Source organism: Flectobacillus roseus (genome assembly GCF_030056595.1).
GTDB lineage: Bacteria > Bacteroidota > Bacteroidia > Cytophagales > Spirosomataceae > Flectobacillus > Flectobacillus roseus.
In genome coordinates, this window is record NZ_JASHIF010000007.1 from 34052 (window position 1) to 53026 (window position 18975).

Sequence of the window (18975 nt, forward strand, 5' to 3'; positions counted from 1 at the left end):
TAAGCCATTAAGTAGTTGCAAGGGCTTTATGTGTTTGTCCTTACTCATATTTAACTTATTTTCAATCTCAGCAAAATCTAAAGATACTTCTATGGAACTCAAGGTGTATTATCCAAAATACGCCCAAACAGGTCAAGAAGTGTTTTTTAATTTTGTTACACGATTGAATATCCATCGAATTCGTGTTTTTGTGAATGGCAGTAGCCTTGGCTCTACTTACGTTTCCAACAATCACGCCGAATTCAAATTCAGGTTTGTGTACGCAAGTACCAAAAAACTCAAATTCGTCGGCATTTCTCCAGAAAACAACACCCTGAGTGAAGTTCAGGGAGAGATAACTATTGCTGGCAAAAATCAAATCTCTAAAGAAACTAAGTACGAATACACAAACGCTAGTTTGCCACCCAATACGAGCGACAAAAGCGCTAGTTATAATAGTGGAAGTATTACATCTGCCCTTTCAGGTGCTGGTGTGGTATACCCCAATCCCAATGTACCTACTTTTTCAGACACTTTTGATGAGAGTAGCAAAGGTGGATCTAATGTATACCCTGTATACCAACCTACCAATGAGGTGGCATGGACATTCTTTAGTAGTATTCAAAACGAAGTACTTCCACTTGCACAAAAATACCGTGTGCCAGCTAGTGTAATTATGGCTATGGCAGCCCTTGAAAGTGGTTATGGGTACAGTACTCTCTCTATTGCTGCTAATAATTATTTTGGAATTAAGCAATGGAAAGCTTCAGCAGATGGCTACCAACTAATAGGACAAGCAGACGAACACAACGGTAGAGTAAGAATACTCAAACATGCAGGACAGGGTCAATATGTCTATGACGAATCCAGAAGGAAAGACAACTGGTATCGCTCTTTTAAGTCAAGGTCGGAATGTATCAAGTTTTTGGTAGAAGAAGTTTTCTTGCACAAAACAGGAAAATGGAAACGAGACTATTCGGGAACCGTACGCGAATATCATAGTCTTCTTGACAGAGGATATTCGAAATATGATGCGGCCTATCGATTTGCTTTTCAGCTAGGCTCAAAAGGCTATACCCATTTGGGAGGAAGGTATTATGCCGATAGAACGATGAAGATTATCGAAAAATATAATCTGCTTAGTTTTGATTAAATCATTGGTAAATAAAAGATGTATCCGTACTTTGCGGTCATAATCTCAGTATTTTGATTTTTTTGAATTACCCACAACAAACTAAAGCTAAGTTAACATGATTCATCTCTCATTTAGTGATTTGTGAATGAGTGATTATTTTAAGGTACTTTCCACTTGTAGAGACCCAATATTTTGAGTCTAAAGATGTGTCATTTTAAAAGATAGTATCAAAAAAGGCGTTCGAAATGAGATTTCCGAACGCCTTTTTTGATGAATATTTGGGTATTGATGCTGAAACTCTCAAAAGTCACATCTAATATAAAAACCTATTATTAAAATACTTATACACTAAATACTCCCTCACAATTCAATACTAATCCTTAGTTCTGCGCTGCTAACAAATATAGCACTGCCATACGCACTGCCACACCATTTTCTACTTGATCCAGAATAATAGAATGGTGAGAATCAGCAGCATCTGAGGTAAGCTCAACCCCACGGTTGATGGGGCCTGGGTGCATCAATACAATTTCCTTATCTAGTTCATCCAACATTTTTTTGTTGATACCATAGTACAAAGAATACTCACGCAAAGATGGGAAATACTTGATTTGCTGACGTTCCAACTGAATACGCAATACGTTGGCTACATCGCACCATGCCAAGGCTTTTTTAACATCGTGGCAAACCGTTACACCTAGCTCAGTAATATGTCGTGGAATCAAGGTAGAAGGGCCGCAAAGCATTACTTCTGCACCTTGTTTTTTCAAGGCAAAAATATTAGACAATGCAACACGTGAGTGTAAAATATCTCCGATAATTGCGATTTTCTTTCCTGCTAAATCTCCCAATTTTTCACGCATCGAAAATGAATCTAATAATGCTTGAGTTGGGTGCTCATGAGTGCCATCACCTGCATTGACAATATTCGCACTGATATGTTTTGACAAATAATGTGGTGCTCCCGGACTAGCATGGCGCATCACAATCATATCTACTTTCATGGCCAAAATATTGTTGACCGTATCCAGTAATGTTTCTCCTTTTTTCACAGAACTTCCCGCTGCTGAAAAGCTTAAGGTGTCAGCAGAAAGACGTTTTTCTGCTAATTCGAAAGAGAGACGTGTACGAGTTGAGTTTTCGAAAAATACATTAGCAATTGTCACATCACGAAGCGAAGGTACTTTTTTGATTGGACGATTGATAACTTCTTTAAACTCAGTGGCAGTAGCCATGATGAGTTCTATATCTTCAGGAGTTAGGTCTTTGATACCCAAAAGATGGCGAGTGCTTAATTTTTGCATGGTAATATATAGCTCAAAACGCAGTATGCGATGAAATAAGTCAAAAAAATACACGACTCAAAAAGAATCGTGCCATCAGATTATTTTGTAATCAACCAAATTCTATCGGCTTCATGGCCTTGTTCTTTCCATTCAACCAATACCTTTTCGGTATCAATAGTATTTACCTTTTTGCCAACGTAATCTGGTTTTACGGGTAAATCACGGTTGTAAATACGGTCAATCAACACACACAATTCCACCTTATCTGGGCGACCAAATGCCGTCATAGCGTCTAGTGCAGCACGCACCATACGTCCTGTAGCCAATACGTCATCGACTAAGATAACTTTCTTATTTTCAATCAAGAAAGGTACTTTAGTAGCGTTGGGCTTTAGGGGCTCACGGCGACGAAAATCGTCACGATAGAAAGTAGCGTCTAATTGTCCTAATGGGATATTTTTGCCTGTAATGCTTAACAATTCTTCTTGAATACGTTTAGCAAAGAAGATACCTCTTGGTTGTAAACCAATGATGACACTATCAGTAAAATCTTGGTGATTCTCGATCAATTCTTGACAGAGACGGCTGATAGTAATCTCTAAAAGGGGGCTTGAAAGAATAAGTTTCCGTTGCATTGGATGCAAAGATAATATTAAATTATGAATTGTTCGTGCAGAGACGCATTAACAGCTACAAAATTACAGGTTTGTTTAGTTTTTGAGCTATAAAACCCTCAGAGATTGTTGATTTATGATTTAAGTTTTTATTCGATTATTTTTTGAAGCGAATATAATTTTACAAACGCCGATACCAACAAATTATAGTTACCCCAATAACTACTGATAAGAAACAGATTATTGTCCTTAATTTTGTAAATAACTATCCCCAAACCCCACAAAGGGGTTTTGTTTTACGTTTAAACTATATCCAAACTCATGCAAAGAAGAAATTTTCTTAAGCAATCAGGCTTACTTGCCGCTGGAGCGTTCGCGCTAAATTCTTCAGACTTATTCGCCAATTCGAATAGCAAAATCATCAAAACTTTTGGTGTGCAATTGTACAGTGTTCGTGATGTATTGCCAAAAGATCCTAAAGGCGTGATGACTCAATTGGCACAAATGGGTTACAAACAATTTGAAAGCTACGGTGGTGCAAAAGGGTTTCTTTGGGGCATGACACCTAAGGAAATCAAAACTTTTTTGGGCGACATTGGTGTAAAAATGGTCAGTACACACTTCAATTATACAGGCGAAATCAAAAAACCAGAGGAGTTGAAAAAGAGTATTGACTTGGCAGCTGAGGCTGGCTTGAAATATATCCTTTGTCCTTACTTGGGTGCTCAAAAAACTTGGGACGACTGGAAGCGCATCGCAGATAAATTTAACGAAGTGGGCGAGCAAGTAAACAAAGCTGGCTTGAAATTTGGTTATCATAACCACGATTACTCTTTCCACTTATTAGACGGCAAAATGCCTCAAGAGTATTTGTTGGAAAATACAGATCCATCAAAGGTAATGTTCGAATTGGATTTGTGCTGGATTGATGTGGCTGGTGTAAATACAGCAGAGCATTTGAAAAAATATGGCAAGCGTTATGAGCTTTGTCATGTAAAAGATTACAAAAAAATTGATGGTAAGCCCGTTCAAAATGACCTTGGCAAAGGTAGCGTAGACATGCAAAAAACGCTTAGAGCTGCACTAGACAATGGCATGAAGTATTTCATGGTTGAACAAGAGGAATATCCAGAATCGTCATTGATTAGCTTAAAATATGACGCTGAATACATGAAAAAGCTTTCTATCTAGTATTATTTGAGAACTTAGGCAAAGAGAATATAGACATTAGAGTATATTTAATAATTTTACTTAGCACTTGTTGAAAAAACAAAATTTCCACTCGACACTCCTTACTTTTCTTGTCTTGACACAAGAAAAGTAACCGCGCGGCGGCCGCAAAAGAAAGTCAAGAAATCCTAAACTCGCCTGCGGCTCAAACAGTAGGATTTCATTAGTGTAAATACAAACTTTTTCATTTTAATAGCTTACAGTATTTAAACATGCCCTTATGCTATCTCTTTGCCTATTTTCTATTAAACAGTCCACATTACACCTTCAATTATTTGATTATCTGACTTTTACAAAAATATCTCTACGCCTCTCTTTCAACGTTTAATCTCAACTCACATACTATCCTAAATAATTAATGAAAAGATTTCTCCTCCCACTATTATTGGTTTGGACTGGGGTAAGTGCACAAGATGCTGAAGTATTTAAGCCAGATTCCATCAAAAAAGAACTTAGAGCTATTCAAATACATCATAAACTAAAAGTCGATGGCTTACTCAATGATGAAGAATGGAAATTAGCGCCGAGTTCGCCACATTTTACCCAAATAGAACCTTTCCAAGGCAACAAACCCAATCACCAAACTGAGGTGAAAGTGTTGTACAACAACCATTTTTTATACTTTGGTATTATTTCAAAGGATTCATTAGGGAAAAAGGCCATTAGAGCCACCGATTTCAAACGAGATTTCAATGCCCTCCAGCACGATTTAATCATGCTGTCATTTGATGGATTTAATGATCAACGAAATGCAATTTCGTTAGGAACTAACCCTTATGGCGTGCAACGCGATTTGCTATCCTTCGATGATTTATATTATGATATGGATTGGGATGGACTTTGGCGTGTACGTACTAGCCGAAGTGATTCGGGTTGGGTGGCTGAAATAGCGATTCCTTGGCAAACTCTTCGCTATCCGAAAACGGCAGATTCTATTCAAAATTGGGGAATAAATATCTACAGAAATAGAAGGCTCAGCAACGAGGTTTCTGCCCTTTCGGCGTTTCCTCGCTCTTTTACAGCGATGCGTATGAACTACGCAGGGAAATTGACTAATCTAAAACCTCCTCCCCCAACCTCAAATATTCGTTTTCAACCCTATTTCTTGACTTCGTACGACCACTATTCAGGCTATGATGCTTCGGTAAAACCTGAAGCAACAAGTGTCAAAGTTGGTGGAGAAATGAAGTGGGCTATCAATACAAATACCATTTTTGATTTGACAATCAATACCGACTTTGCTCAGGCTGATGCCGACCGTCAGGTAAATAATGTGAGTAGGTTTTCGGTATTTTTTCCAGAAAGACGACAATTCTTTCTCGAAAATGCTTCTCTTTTTGGGGTAGGTATTAGCCGAAATCCTGATGAATCGGGCGGAAATATGCGTATTCAGCCGTTTTTTAGTCGCCGAATCGGCTTGGACGACAAGGGTAACCCTATTCCTATCGAAATTGGAGGTAGAATCGTATATCGTTCTGATAAAAGAAATTTCGGAGCCATACTGATGCGCCAAAAAGAACTTGGCGACTCTCCTGCAACCAACTTTTTCGTAGGACGTTTTTCTGAAAATTTTGGTAAACAAAATCGTGTAGGTGGCTTATTAACCCTTAAAAATAGACCCGATGGCACCAATATCGTAAGTACTGTTGATGCTTTTTTTAGGCTTTCGGATACGCACTCTTTAAATACCTTGGTATCGCAGTCGTCTTCGAGTATTACTGGAAAAAATGGGATGACGGCGTATGCACAATACTTTTTTGTCAATAATCAATTCAAAATTTGGTGGACACAATCGATTGTAACTAAGGATTACGACCCCGAATTGGGTTTTGTCTCACGTAACGATGTAGTGGCTACGACGCCAGGCATTTTTTGGTGGTATCGCGGAAAACATTTGCCTTTCAAAAAATGGCTACGTGCATGGGAACCGAGTATTTTTCCTGAATTCTACCATCAAGCCTCCACAGGCAAACTGATTGAACGAGTTTGGACAATTTACCCTATTTGGCTGAACCTGCAAAGTGGAGGATACTTTGGATATAGTATCAACCCAACTTATCAGTATTTGACAGAGGCCTTTGAACCACTAGGGGTAAAAATTGGAGCTGGTGAATACAACTACGTGCGTCATCAGATGTATTACAGTACCGACCCTTCACGGGTACTCAATTTACAAGTAGGCTATTCGGGAGGTTCTTATTTTAATGGTCATTTGGACGGCGCCGATGCTACCTTACAGTTTGCGCCCATGCCTCATGTGTCATTATCTGGGAGATTTAACCGAAATCATTTCTCGAAAGTGGGCGAAAATCAAACGACGACCAATGTAGATTTATACTCAATAGAGGGAAGATTTGCTCTCAATCCTAGGTTACAACTCATAGGGTTTTACCAAAGAAACTCTGAAAATAGCTCACAAAATTACAACATTAGGTTTTCGTGGGAATACCAACCCTTATCCTATATCTATCTGGTATTCAACCAACAAGCCTTTAATCCATACATGGAAAGAGTGCGTGTAGAAAATCATGTAATTACCAAAATCAGTTATTTGAAGCAGTTTTAGAAAAAAGGAAACAGAGATAAGGTACAAATTAGTACTGTACGAAGGATTATATAAACTGTTTATTTCGGATATCAGATGTTGGATTTCGGAAGTATAATCTTCTATATTTTGCAAAAACAAAGGTATTTTACTGTATTTCCGAAATCTGAAATCCCAAATCTGCAATAGTTTGAAATCATTCGTACAGCCCTAGGTACAAATAAGTAATTCCATCAAGTTTCAAGCGCTAAACAAAAAACCCTTCAACTCATAGATAGCGTTGAAGGGGTTTTGATTTAGATAATTTTCAAGATAATAGCAAGAAAGCTTTATATGAAAAACTTTCTTTTTGACTACTTCAAGTCCTTGAAGCTTGGCAATACTAAATCCTTTGAAGATACGATTGGGTTTTCTACGCCCCAGTCGATGCCAAGATCAGGGTCATTGTAAATAATACCTGATTCAGAAGCTTTGTGCCAGTATTCAGTACACTTGTACAAAAATACAGTTTCTTCCAAAGCCACAAAACCATGTGCGAATCCAGCAGGGACAAATAGCATATTGCCCACGTTTGAATCCAATTCAAATTTGGCGTGTTGACCAAAAGTTGGAGAATTACGGCGAATATCTACCACGACATCAATGACTTTTCCAGTGATTACACGCACCAATTTGCCTTGTGCAAAAGGATCATATTGGAAGTGCAAGCCACGAACGACGCCAGGCTTTGACCAAGAGTGATTGTCTTGAACAAAATTCCCCGGAACACCATTTGCTTCAAAAAGTTTTTGATTGTACGATTCGAAAAAAAAACCTCTTTCGTCCTCGAATTTAGTGGGATAGCATTCGATAACTCCTTCTAAGGCTGTTGTCTTAAACTGCATTATTAATGAAATTGAATAGACTGATTAAAAAATTGTTTTGAGATTCTCCAAAGTTAGTTTTTTCATAACGAAACCTAAAATTATTTTAAAGGAATCTACTTATTTGATTGCGATTATATCGAAGTCTGTTCTTTTCTCTATAGGAAAAGTTCAAAAACTTTATCGAATAAACTTCCTACCTTTGCTATTTATTTGCCTCGAAAATAGGGGCTTTCATTAACATCGCACTCAAACGTATGCATATATACCTTCATATTCCTTTTTGCAAACAAGCATGTTACTACTGTGACTTTCATTTTAGTACCTCCTTATCCCAAAAAGAAGCCGTAGTTGAGGCGATTTGTCAAGAAATTCGATTACAAAAAAGCTACCTCAAAAAAACCCATATATCGACCATCTATTTTGGCGGTGGCACGCCCTCTATTTTGGATGAAACTTCATTAGGAGTCATTTTTTCTACCTTACACCAAACATTTACCATTTTGCCTGATGCAGAAATTACCCTAGAGGCAAATCCAGACGATATTAGCGTAGCAAAACTGGCTATTTTCAAAAAGTTTGGCATCAACCGACTTAGTATTGGTATTCAGTCATTTCACGAGCCACACCTCAAACAGATGAATCGTGCGCACAATGCAAAAGAAGCCGAAACTTGCGTCAAACTGGCACAAGATGCAGGTATTGACAATATTACGATTGATTTGATTTATGCGATTCCAGCACCAGACCATCAGATTTTATATTCAGATTTGGCAAAAGTTGAAGCGCTCAATCTGCAGCACGTTTCTGCCTATTGTCTGACAATCGAACCACAAACGGTTTTTGGGAAATGGACTAAACAAGGTAAAATGCCCAATATTGACGATGACTTTTCGGCACAGCAATTCAGTATTTTGGTCGAAAATCTTCAAAGAATGGGTTATGAACAATATGAAATATCCAATTTTGCCCGAAATCAGCATTATTCAAAGCATAATACCAGTTATTGGAAACAAGAGGAATATCTAGGCATAGGTCCGTCGGCACATAGTTTTAATGGTGTTAGTCGCCAGTATAATATTGCCAACAATACCAAATATGTTCAGCAAATCAGCGCAGGGATTATTCCAGCAACACTTGAAATACTTACTAAGGAGGACCAAATCAATGAATATTTGTTGACAGGATTAAGAACAATTTGGGGATGTAAAATTGAGTATTTAGATAGTATTCTTGGAAGCTCTTTTTTAGATTTACAAAAAAGCTATCTTCAGCCAATTTTAAGAGCTGGCCATCTTGAAATTATTGAGCATACACTCAAACTCACGGAAGCAGGAAAACTTTTTGCTGACCGTATTGCATCAGATTTATTTGTGGAAGAATAGAGCAAAATATCATTTCTCCGAGGCAATAGTTTGGGTAGAATCTTTTTTACTGACTATTCTTAGGCTGAGTGCTAAAAATGCTTTATCATTCAAAATCAATATTTTGTATTTTTTCTAGAAATACTTCCTGAAATTATCACAAAACCAATGATATTTTTGAGTAAATTTGTGTTTCTCAGCTTACGAGTATGTTTAAAAATTTTGGTATTTGTCGAAAGAACGAAATTTCCATTCGCCACTCCTTACTTTTCTTGTCTTGACACAAGAAAAGTAACAAAAGAAAGTCAAGAAATCCTAAACTCGCCTACGGCTCAGACAATAGGATTTCGTAAAACTAAATACTAAAATCTGTAAATTATCCATTTTGAATAACTTATAAATTTAAACATGCGCTTATGGCAAAAACCTAATCTACTCGTACAAATCAACTCCTCATTTGATATACAGATTGCTTTATGGGAAAAAATACATTCAAAATCACTGAGCAAGAACCAATGGAAGAAACCACGCCCAAACCTAGTTGGTGGCAACGTTATAAAGCATTTAGAGAAGAACATACTTTTGCACAATACCTACAACGTCTTTTCTTAAAAGCTATACTTTATTTTTTGGGCATCTCGTTGGCATTGGTACTGATTTTCAAATTTGTACCCGTTTGGTTTACTCCTACTATGCTCGACCGTAAATTAGAAGCAATTGCAGATGGACGCGATTCTGAAATCTATTCAGATTGGGAACCTTACGAAAATATTTCGAAAGAAGTAGCCTTGGCGGTTGTTGCCTCTGAAGACCAGCTTTTTCCAGAACACCACGGATTCGATTTTGATGCGATGTGGGGTGCTTTTCGTCATAATTTTAAAGGCAAAAAAATCAAAGGAGCTAGTACTATCTCGCAGCAAGTAGCCAAAAACGTGTTTTTGTGGCAAGGCAGAAGCTATGTTCGCAAAGCACTTGAAGCGTATTTTACCTTATTAATCGAATTGATTTGGGGAAAAGAGCGTATCCTTGAAGTATACCTAAATGTTGCCGAAACAGGTAAAATGACGTTTGGTGTAGAGGCTGCCTCTCTCAAATATTACGGGCATTCAGCCAATTCTTTGACACGTGCCGAAGCAGCAAGGATTGCAGCAGTTTTACCTAGCCCTAATCGTTTTTCGATCAAAAAACCTTCAGGCTATGTACAACGTAGAACCAATTTTATTGTAAGACAAATGCGAGGATTGGGTGGCAAACAATATATTTCGAATCTATAGAAAAGACAAAATATTCTAAAAGTAAAACGGGTAAAAGGTGTTTTTAAGAAACATTTTTACCCGTTTTTCTATTTTATCACACCTCCAAACAACGATTTTCTAACGATACAGAGAGGCTATGGACTTTATTAAACGGTTTGGAAAATTGATAAAAAATGTATTACCTTTGCATACACTCTTGTGAAAATGTCCAAAAACGTTCTTTGAATCCAAATTTCACACGTCAAATTTAAACAACTGTAAAACAGTTTCTTACTTAATTACACATCAATTATCCAGCTTATTCGGATACGAACATTTTCACAAAATAATCCAAAACCTAATCACAATTAAGGTATTCGCTTTCATTCCCCAAGACTCCGTACAGCTTGGCTCCGAATGACTGTTTTCTGTGCTATCTTATTTTTTGAGCACAAAGAATATTCAAGAATGACTACTACTTGAATACGGGAAGGTGCAGTAGTCTCGCATCAGGCCGAAAGAGGCTTTTTGCTCTACTTAAACAACCATATATTGTATGAGAAAGACGCTATTACTCTGCATGTTTTTCGCTATGATTAGCATGCTTGTTGCTGCTTGTAAAGTCAAACAGAAACAACACGACCTTTCTTCTCAGGACAGTCCATCTATCATCACTGAATTATTAGAGGGAGATGAACTAACCAATCAATTGTCTAGAACTTGGACAATCAACAAGGTAAATTACCAAGCAGATGCCAAAAAGGATATGCTTTACCAAAGAGGAGAAGTAGCAAATTTGCGTGACTATTCGAAAGAATGCTTCAAGTTATCGCCCGACGGTACTGTGATTCACACAGACGAAGGAGGTGACAAACATGAAGGAAAGTGGAAGCTCGTGGACAACAACACTAAATTAAAAATGGTGTTGGAAGACAAAAAAGAGGTGTTATGGGATATTTTGAAAACCGACACTAAAACTTTGGTACTCCATTTGAGTGTAAACGCTCGCAAAGTAAATTGGGATATTCAAAAACTCGATGAGATTGATATTCCGACCGCCGCAGTATTCGCAGGTTTTTTCGCCGGCATTGTTGATGAAAATACACAAAACATTAGCATTACTTATCAAATGAGCCCTAGGGGCTAATCAAAAAAGGCTAACCCCAATGGTTAGCCTTTTTTTTGTGCTTTATTGGCATTACAACAACTCTTCTGAGGGAATCCACAAGTGTTTTTTAAAATCGACAATCTTATCATTTTTGATTACAAGACCTTCTGCTTCTAATAGTTCTTGCATAAGATTACCACCAAAAAAGCCCTTACCTGTAAGTATGCCTGAGCTATTAACGACACGATGTGCAGGAATGGATGGATCGACATGAGATGCATTCATCGCCCAGCCTACTAATCTTGCCCCACTTTTTTTTCCTAAAAACTGAGCAATAGCACCATAGCTAGTCACTCTTCCTTGAGGAATAAGACGCACTACCGCATACACATCCTCGAATATGCTCGATTTGTCGGTAGCCATTACTCCTCTTGACGGTCTTTAATTTCTTCTAACAATTCTTGATACCAAGCCTCCCCATATTTACGAATCAGCGGTTCTTTCAAAAACTTATAAAGCTCTACGCCCAATTGTTCACCATGTGAACAAGCATCCGAACATATATGCCAACGATCGTAGTTTAAGGCATCATATTGGTCATATTTTGAAATACGAATAGGATACAAATGGCAAGAGATTGGTTTTCTCCATGAAATTTTACCATCGAAATACGCCTGTTCAATACCACATTTCAAAATACCTTTATCATCATACAAAGCGAAAGCACACTCACGCCCTTCGATTACAGGTGTTGAAAAATCACCCTCCCAGTCTTTTACATAAGTGCCTTCCTTTTCAATTACTGCTAAGCCTTCTGGCGACAAGTATGGTTTTACTGCATCTAGGATTTCGTCCATAATAGGCAATTCGTCGTCCTCCAACGGTGCCCCTAAATCACCCTCAACACAGCACGCTCCTTTACATTTAAGGAGATCACATACAAAAAATTTCTCGGCGATATCATCACTAATGACCGTATTCTCAATTAAAATCATAATCCTATAGTATATTCGTTAAATTTGGGAAAAAGCACCAAATAAAATGCACCACTCAATAAAAATCTAGCGAAATTAAAGTAATTTTTAGATACTTTTACAATTTGGCACTCTAATTGAGTTTGCTAGTCAAGATGTAAAGAATCTCTTTCTCATTTGCACCTGTGCAATTTACTTTGATTTAGGTTGTATCAGAATGACTCATTCTATCAGCTAATAGCTTACTTCTACATAAATTGAGTATATAGACCTGTCAACATTTGATTCGTTATCATTTTCTTTTAACACAGGAGGTATTCCAATATTTTGTAGCCTCTCATTGAATTATTAAGTATTTATCGAAACATCAAAACTTTTGAAAGTCTAAGAAACAAAACACTGTAGAAATTGCTTGGCCCTGACATTTATACTAAAGTACCGTAGTTGAATTAAAAATTATTGCACAAAATATATCTTACTTTTCTTAAAAGTTCATGAAATTATATCGCTACCTAACATTACTTGTTGCTTTCTTCCCGAGCGTATTAATGGCTCAAGATGTTCCATCAAGTATGGTCATTGGCTCTGTTAATGTAAAAATTACGGATGAGGCGCGCACCAAAATTCAAAATGAAATCAGCCCTCTCACGATCAATGCCAACTATTTGAATAGAATGGTGGGCCGAATGCTTACCTATCTACCAGCTGTTGAGCGTATCTTGCAAGAGGAAAGAATTCCAGATGAAATCAAGTATTTATGTGTTCAAGAGAGCTTCTTGAGCCCTGATGCACGCTCCACTTCAGACGCCATTGGCTATTGGCAATTCAAAAAAGAAACTGCTAGAGATTTCAATCTTAGAGTAGATGCTGTGGTAGACGAGCGTAAGCACCTTATGGCTTCGACCAGAGCTGCTTGTAGCTATTTTAGAAAACATAAAGATTTGTTGGGTAACTGGGTGGCGAGTATTTTATCGTATCGTTTGGGATACACAAGCTTCAGGAAAGCCAAAGAAATGGAATGGGCCAACAAGTCTGAAATTACCGTTACTGGCGAAACCGACTGGTATATTATTCGTTTCTTGGCCTATAAATTAGTTCTTGACCAAGAATACAATAAGGCTAAGCAAAACCCTCCTCTTAACAATCCTGTATTGTTTGAATATAGTAAAACCAAAGGAAAAAGTCTATATGAAATTGCTACGCTTTTGAAAGTAAGCACGCAAGAATTGGAGCTTTCTAACTCTTGGCTTACGTCAAAGTCTATTCCTGATGACAAAGATTACACCCTGTATTTGGTAGTAGATCCGATGAAATATCAGGAGTTGATAGGTATTGTAGATACCGAAAATACTAATTCGACAAACATATTTAATGGTGGTAATAGCACTAATGGACCAGATACTACTCCAGATATTGGTTTTCCGGTGCTCAAAAGACTTTCCCCTGCAAATACAAACCCTAATGAACCCATCTACTATGAAATCAATGGTAAGAAAGGGATTTTAGCGTTGGAAGGAGACACTCCTGAAAAAATCGCAGATCGTGGGGATATTAGTTTAAAGAAATTTTTGAAATACAATGATTTGGAAGATAACGAGCGTATCATTCCTAATCAGGTATATTACCTACGAAAAAAAGACCGTAAAGCACAAGTTGCGTTCCATACGGTTCGTGACAACGAATCTCTTTGGCAAGTATCTCAAATTTATGGGATTAATTTAGATGATTTGAAAGAGAAAAACCGTATTACAACGGTTCAAAGATTATCGAAAGGAAGAATCTTATACCTGATTGATACACGCACAGGGCCAGATATTCCTTTTAATCCAGATGTAAATCCATCTCAGCCTCCAAGAGATACTAATAAAAACCCTGTAGTACCTACTCCTCCCAAAGAAACGCCTAAACCAGACAATGGTGGTAGCAGTGGTGTGGATAAGATGCCACCTCCAATTCTGGTAAATCCAGGTACCCCAACCAAACAGCCTGATGCTCCTGTAACGCCATCAAGTCCTGGCAAAAAAGACCCAGATCCTTTGGATCCTGTGTACCCAACACCGAATCCAAAGCCTGCGAATCCAACACCTCCAAACGAGGCAAGTGATTCAAGGAAAAACTTAAATATCGGCTCGCACCGTGTTGAAGCCAAACAAACCTACTTCAGCATTGCTCGCTTATACAATATGTCTGTTGCAGACTTATATCAGCTCAATGGTGTGGATGCAAGTGTGACTTTACGTGTTGGTCAGGATATAAAAGTGTACAAAAGTGGAGCTTCCAATGCTTTGATTGGAAACCAAGATAGTACTATTCCAAACGACTATAAAAAACCAAAACCATCAGCTATTGACGAACCTAGTTATGGTAGCAGCCCTGATAAAAATGATTCGCAGATGAAAGTTCCAGATAATGTTGGAAACTCAACTTTCTCAAGGTCAACAAACAAACCGATATTCAAAATTGTACACACTGTACAAAAGGGTGAAACGCTTTTCCGTATTGCACAGTTTTACGATGTAAGCGCTGAAAACGTCCGTAATTGGAATAGTTTACCATCCAACAATGTAGAAGTAGGACAAGAAATTTCTATTCCAGGAGAATATGCCCATTTGCCAACAGAAGGCTCAGGAACAAGCACTTATGGTTCGATTCCTCTACCGCAGAAAGTCCCTGTTCGTACTCAAACAGATTATGTGTCTACTGCCCCTGCTCCTACAGAGACAAAATATCATACGGTGAAAGCAGGAGAAACAGCCTACCGTATATCACAAATGTATGGATTATCTGTTCCTCAATTCCTGAAGTTAAATGGCTTATCTAGTCCATCTATTTCAGCAGGGCAAAGACTAAAAGTGAAGTAAGTGGATATTAATATTTAGTGATTTGAGATTGAGTGAATGAGTGATTATTTTAATATTTATATTCTAGCAGTAGAAACGCAATGATTGCGTCTTAAACCAAGTTATATCTAACATAATAGCATGAAAAAAAGCGGTCGAAAAATAATTTTCGACCGCTTTTTTTCATGCTAAATTTCATTGTGATATATCTCTAGATACAAATAACTGCGTTTCTGCTACTAAGATTAGCTTTTGCATAATCGCTCCATCATAACTCACTCAATATTCAAATAGGCATCTTACAATTTTCTAGAAATCATAATACCATCTCTCAATGGCAATAAGATATTTTCTGTTCTAGGATCATCGTGACACATTTTGTTGAAGTCTAATAAGTTTTTCGTATCCTTATCTATTTTCTTTCCCTCCTCTACGTTCGCAACTTTTCCACTCCATAATACATTATCAGAAAGGATGTATCCACCTTTACGAACTTTATCAAAAACTAAATTATAGTATTTGGTATAGTTCATTTTATCGGCATCAATAAATACCAAGTCAAAAACTTCGTCGAGGGTTGGAATAATTTCTCCTGCATCACCAATACGATAATCAATTTTATCAGCAAAAGGAGATTCATCAAAGAAGCTACGAGTAAAAGTTTCTAGCTCCTCATTTACGTCAATGGTGATAATTTTACCGTCATCTACCAAGCCTTCAGCCAAACAAAGTGCCGAATATCCCGTGTAAGTTCCAATTTCAAGGATCCGACGAGGTCGCATCATATAACTTACCTCCGCCAAATAACGTCCTTGCAAATGCCCTGAGAGCATACGAGGTTGTAAGATTTTGACATGCGTATCTCTATTCAGTTTTTTCAACAAATCACTTTCAGGTGAGGTATGTTGTTCTGAATAATCATTAATATTTTGTGGAAGAAAATCCATTTTAAACTCGATTTAACTTCGTGATGAAAGTACCTAAGCCCTAGTGCTCAATTATGAGTTGAGAATTGTGAATGATGAATTGGTCCTTTATAAAGGAAATATTCCCCAGTTTTTTGCCTCATATTTCAGGAAAATTATGGAATACTCCCCTATTTTCGAAATCAGAGATTCATAACTAGTAGTGTACAAAGGATTATGAAAAATGTTTATTTCGGAAGTATAATCTTCTATATTTTGAAAAAATAAAAGTATTTTCCTTTATTTCCGAAATCAGAAATCCCAAATCTGAAATTGTTGGAAATCCCTCGTACAGTCTCCTAATTCATAACTCACCATTCTATATTATTAACTACTTTGTAGCGACATAAAAAAAGTCGAAACAATTTTCCGCATCGTCATTAATAAAGTAATCCTGCCAAGTAATATCCGAAACTAATTTACCGTCACTTTTTTGGATAATATCGCGGCTCATACGATTGGCAATATCATAAGGTATTTGCAACATCCATCTTGGTAAGCGGTATTGTAAGTTGAAAATGTCAAATCTTGTAATTTTTTCAACAGAACGTTTATTTTCCTCATAGTACGCCATCACCTTAGCATTTCCGTGAATACCTCTCGTTTGGATGGTAGGGAATACTTTCAAGATTAAGTTTTTCAACTCATCTGCTAGGTATTCTCTCACGTGCCAAGGATTGCGGCTCAATGAATATTTACGGTTTACCGTAGTCAAAATCAACTTCCCTCCTGGTTTTAGTACACGGTGAGCTTCTTTGATAAACGCCAAATCGTCTTCGATATGCTCGATTACTTGAAAAGTCACGATATAATCAAACGTATTATCAGCAATGCCTTTGAGCGGTGGCAAAAACATATCGATAAATTTGAAGCTAGGATATTCGGCCGTTAGCTTGGTCATCAAAGGCTCGTTTTTGTCGACACCCGTATAATTTTTTACCGAAGGTGCCAACACAGCCACTCCACGGCCAGTTCCACAACCAATTTCCAACATGTCGCCAGAGACCATTTTTGCGGCTTCGATATAAGGGAATAACAAACGCTGATGAACAGGATTGTCTGATACAATTTCAGAGGAAGCGATTTCGGTAGTTTTATACATTGTATTCTTGAGTAAAATCCAATTTGTCAATAAAGTGTGTTTTCACGCTTTGGCACTTGGAGTCTTTGTATTTTTTTTCAAAATTACCGCTTTTGCTTGACATCAGAAAAATACTCCTTAAATTGGTTCGTTATTTATCCGAAATAAGTTTCGGTTTGGTAAAATTCTAAGCATATATCCTTCAAAAAATGCTTTAAAGAATTTACATCTCAAGCTTTTTTACACTGAATCATTTGAACATTCCCTACAATTTGTAGGTTGACGAAACGAGCTTACTCATTTAGAATTACTATGAAACAATTATTTTACCTATTCGCCGCATTAGTTTTGTTGAGTGGATGTACTGCTACCAGTCCAGCGGTAAAACAAACCGCCAATAACCAAGAGAATAGAGTTCCTTTACAACGAATTCTTACCAAAAGTAAGTTTTTGGACAATGGTAATAATATCAGAGTATATGTGACTTTCTATTTGGACCGCCCTTCTACCCTTGCAGAGGTTAGTCGTGAAGTGGTAATTAATTATCAATTATATCCAGAATACAATAGCACCAAGCAAGCATTGGCAAGTGGCAATGTTAATTTTTCGGTCAATTCATTGCTTGAAGATAAAGGCTGGTATATCGCATCATTTGACGTACCCAAACCTAAAGATTTGTACACAGGGGTTGTTTTGACAGAAATTAGAGACAATCGTAGCAATAACAAGGTAATCAATGACTGTTTTGTTAGATTTCAGTCTGGCAAAGTTGGAGACTACTATATGTTTTTTGATAAAACAGGTACTATGCCTATCTTACAAAGCTTCATAACCGCTGGCGATTCAGTGATTTTAAAAAGCTTAGACAACAAAACAACAGCGTTCAAAACGATGCGCTACAAATACGAGTTTGATCCTGCCCTTTCACCAATGGCGACAGGACAACGTGTACCTCAAAAAAGCCTGTACACCGACTCAACTTACACCATTCAGTCAAATAAAGTTGTCAGATTTGATATAGAATCGCTGTACTACATGACTAAGGATACCTCTGAGGCATTTGGCATAGGTTTGATGGTGGTAGATAAACGTTTTCCTAAACTAACTCGCCCAGAAAAGCTAGCTCGTCCGCTGATATACATGAGTACCTCTACCGAAACGGCTGATCTTTACAGTTCAAGAGAGCCTAAAAAAGCACTCGACAACTACTGGTTAAATGTAACTCAAGGAAATCAAAATAATGCGAAACGAACCATCAAGGCATTTTATCAACGTGTAGAACAAGCCAATAAGATGTTTAGTACTTACAAAGAAGGTTGGAAAACCGACAAAGGAATGGTGTGGATTATCATGGGAGACCCTTCTAAAATAGTACGAACTAAGGATAAAGAAATCTGGACATATACCCGCAATAGCCAGTATTCGGAAGTAAATTTTACCTTCAATAGACGAGCCAACCAATTTACCGAAGACCATTATGAACTTCAACGCTATGCGGAATATCAGTCTATTTGGTACCCAACGGTAGACCAATGGCGTAATGGAGATGTTGGAGTTAGATAACATCTATTTTCACACGCTTATTGAAAAACTTAAATCAAAACGCTGTAGGTGCAACCATGCCTCTACAGCGTTTTTTATTGAAAAAGTATTTTGTAATACTTATAAAGTATGAAGTTTCGCCTATTACAAGTGAATAATGAAGAATTTCTTTCAAAACACCTTATTAAAATATATCTTTAGGTATCAACTTTAT

At 37.4% G+C, this 18975-nt stretch carries 15 protein-coding genes; 8 read left to right on the plus strand and 7 right to left on the minus strand.

All coding sequences use genetic code 11. The annotated features are described in order from the left end of the window. The first annotated feature begins 91 nt into the window (after positions 1–91). On the plus strand, positions 92–1132 hold the full coding sequence (locus QM524_RS07315) for a glucosaminidase domain-containing protein (RefSeq protein WP_283344075.1): 1041 nt from the start codon (positions 92–94) through the stop codon (positions 1130–1132). 362 nt (positions 1133–1494) lie between these two features. On the opposite strand, the gene QM524_RS07320 is transcribed toward QM524_RS07315, so the two are convergent. Together QM524_RS07320 and pyrR are read right to left on the minus strand one after the other, a co-directional pair. Continuing rightward, positions 1495–2418 carry an aspartate carbamoyltransferase catalytic subunit gene (locus tag QM524_RS07320; protein ID WP_095160614.1) on the minus strand — a complete coding sequence of 308 codons (924 nt, stop codon included), beginning with the start codon at positions 2416–2418 and terminating at the stop codon, positions 1495–1497. Between the two features lie 80 nt (positions 2419–2498). Continuing rightward, a complete protein-coding gene (gene pyrR / locus QM524_RS07325) occupies positions 2499–3035 on the minus strand; it encodes a bifunctional pyr operon transcriptional regulator/uracil phosphoribosyltransferase PyrR (RefSeq protein ID WP_095160414.1) in 537 nt (178 codons plus the stop codon). A gap of 300 nt (positions 3036–3335) precedes the next feature. On the opposite strand from pyrR, the gene QM524_RS07330 reads away from it, so the two are divergent. Together QM524_RS07330 and QM524_RS07335 are read left to right on the plus strand one after the other, a co-directional pair. After that, positions 3336–4205, plus strand: a complete 870-nt coding sequence (locus tag QM524_RS07330) for a sugar phosphate isomerase/epimerase family protein (RefSeq protein WP_283344076.1) — start codon at positions 3336–3338, stop codon at positions 4203–4205. 397 nt (positions 4206–4602) lie between these two features. Then, the gene (locus QM524_RS07335) at positions 4603–6810 is read left to right on the plus strand and encodes a carbohydrate binding family 9 domain-containing protein (RefSeq protein WP_283344077.1); all 2208 of its coding nucleotides are present in this window, start codon (positions 4603–4605) and stop codon (positions 6808–6810) included. Between the two features lie 332 nt (positions 6811–7142). Here QM524_RS07335 and rfbC read toward each other — a convergent pair whose 3' ends face one another. Then, positions 7143–7673, minus strand: a complete 531-nt coding sequence (gene rfbC, locus QM524_RS07340) for a dTDP-4-dehydrorhamnose 3,5-epimerase (RefSeq protein WP_095160411.1) — start codon at positions 7671–7673, stop codon at positions 7143–7145. Positions 7674–7909: 236 nt separating this feature from the next. Between rfbC and hemW the strand changes: the two genes are divergently transcribed. The 3 genes from hemW (at position 7910) to QM524_RS07355 (ending at position 11398) form a co-directional block, all read left to right on the plus strand. After that, complete coding sequence (hemW, locus tag QM524_RS07345) at positions 7910–9037, plus strand: radical SAM family heme chaperone HemW (RefSeq protein ID WP_283344078.1); 1128 nt, start codon at positions 7910–7912, stop codon at positions 9035–9037. Positions 9038–9492: 455 nt separating this feature from the next. Then, positions 9493–10290 carry a monofunctional biosynthetic peptidoglycan transglycosylase gene (gene mtgA, locus QM524_RS07350; protein WP_229242160.1) on the plus strand — a complete coding sequence of 266 codons (798 nt, stop codon included), beginning with the start codon at positions 9493–9495 and terminating at the stop codon, positions 10288–10290. A 517-nt stretch (positions 10291–10807) separates the two neighbouring features. After that, on the plus strand, positions 10808–11398 hold the full coding sequence (locus tag QM524_RS07355) for a hypothetical protein (protein ID WP_141234668.1): 591 nt from the start codon (positions 10808–10810) through the stop codon (positions 11396–11398). A 51-nt stretch (positions 11399–11449) separates the two neighbouring features. On the opposite strand, the gene QM524_RS07360 is transcribed toward QM524_RS07355, so the two are convergent. Together QM524_RS07360 and QM524_RS07365 are read right to left on the minus strand one after the other, a co-directional pair. Continuing rightward, complete coding sequence (locus tag QM524_RS07360; protein ID WP_283344079.1) at positions 11450–11782, minus strand: MGMT family protein; 333 nt, start codon at positions 11780–11782, stop codon at positions 11450–11452. Beyond that, positions 11782–12354 (minus strand): DUF3109 family protein, encoded by a 573-nt coding sequence (locus tag QM524_RS07365; RefSeq protein WP_095160406.1) that lies wholly within the window; start codon positions 12352–12354, stop codon positions 11782–11784. The genes QM524_RS07360 and QM524_RS07365 overlap by 1 nt, the downstream gene beginning before the upstream one ends. 473 nt (positions 12355–12827) lie before the next feature. On the opposite strand from QM524_RS07365, the gene QM524_RS07370 reads away from it, so the two are divergent. After that, positions 12828–15194, plus strand: a complete 2367-nt coding sequence (locus tag QM524_RS07370) for a LysM peptidoglycan-binding domain-containing protein (RefSeq protein WP_283344080.1) — start codon at positions 12828–12830, stop codon at positions 15192–15194. Positions 15195–15472: 278 nt separating this feature from the next. Here the strand turns inward: QM524_RS07370 and QM524_RS07375 are convergent, their stop codons facing one another. Both QM524_RS07375 and QM524_RS07380 read right to left on the minus strand, forming a co-directional pair. After that, positions 15473–16120, minus strand: a complete 648-nt coding sequence (locus QM524_RS07375; protein WP_283344081.1) for an O-methyltransferase — start codon at positions 16118–16120, stop codon at positions 15473–15475. Between the two features lie 349 nt (positions 16121–16469). Continuing rightward, positions 16470–17240, minus strand: a complete 771-nt coding sequence (locus tag QM524_RS07380; RefSeq protein ID WP_283344082.1) for a class I SAM-dependent methyltransferase — start codon at positions 17238–17240, stop codon at positions 16470–16472. 291 nt (positions 17241–17531) lie between these two features. On the opposite strand from QM524_RS07380, the gene QM524_RS07385 reads away from it, so the two are divergent. Beyond that, positions 17532–18782 carry a GWxTD domain-containing protein gene (locus tag QM524_RS07385; protein ID WP_283344083.1) on the plus strand — a complete coding sequence of 417 codons (1251 nt, stop codon included), beginning with the start codon at positions 17532–17534 and terminating at the stop codon, positions 18780–18782. The last annotated feature ends 193 nt before the right edge of the window (positions 18783–18975 follow it).

Bases quoted from the DNA above. Each gene is read 5' to 3' on its own strand.
- QM524_RS07315 (WP_283344075.1), top strand. From the start codon at position 92: ATGGAACTCAAGGTGTATTATCCAAAATACGCCCAAACAGGTCAAGAA.
- QM524_RS07320 (WP_095160614.1), bottom strand. From the start codon at position 2,418: ATGCAAAAATTAAGCACTCGCCATCTTTTGGGTATCAAAGACCTAACT.
- pyrR (WP_095160414.1), bottom strand. From the start codon at position 3,035: ATGCAACGGAAACTTATTCTTTCAAGCCCCCTTTTAGAGATTACTATC.
- QM524_RS07330 (WP_283344076.1), top strand. From the start codon at position 3,336: ATGCAAAGAAGAAATTTTCTTAAGCAATCAGGCTTACTTGCCGCTGGA.
- QM524_RS07335 (WP_283344077.1), top strand. From the start codon at position 4,603: ATGAAAAGATTTCTCCTCCCACTATTATTGGTTTGGACTGGGGTAAGT.
- rfbC (WP_095160411.1), bottom strand. From the start codon at position 7,673: ATGCAGTTTAAGACAACAGCCTTAGAAGGAGTTATCGAATGCTATCCC.
- hemW (WP_283344078.1), top strand. From the start codon at position 7,910: ATGCATATATACCTTCATATTCCTTTTTGCAAACAAGCATGTTACTAC.
- mtgA (WP_229242160.1), top strand. From the start codon at position 9,493: ATGGGAAAAAATACATTCAAAATCACTGAGCAAGAACCAATGGAAGAA.
- QM524_RS07355 (WP_141234668.1), top strand. From the start codon at position 10,808: ATGAGAAAGACGCTATTACTCTGCATGTTTTTCGCTATGATTAGCATG.
- QM524_RS07360 (WP_283344079.1), bottom strand. From the start codon at position 11,782: ATGGCTACCGACAAATCGAGCATATTCGAGGATGTGTATGCGGTAGTG.
- QM524_RS07365 (WP_095160406.1), bottom strand. From the start codon at position 12,354: ATGATTTTAATTGAGAATACGGTCATTAGTGATGATATCGCCGAGAAA.
- QM524_RS07370 (WP_283344080.1), top strand. From the start codon at position 12,828: ATGAAATTATATCGCTACCTAACATTACTTGTTGCTTTCTTCCCGAGC.
- QM524_RS07375 (WP_283344081.1), bottom strand. From the start codon at position 16,120: ATGGATTTTCTTCCACAAAATATTAATGATTATTCAGAACAACATACC.
- QM524_RS07380 (WP_283344082.1), bottom strand. From the start codon at position 17,240: ATGTATAAAACTACCGAAATCGCTTCCTCTGAAATTGTATCAGACAAT.
- QM524_RS07385 (WP_283344083.1), top strand. From the start codon at position 17,532: ATGAAACAATTATTTTACCTATTCGCCGCATTAGTTTTGTTGAGTGGA.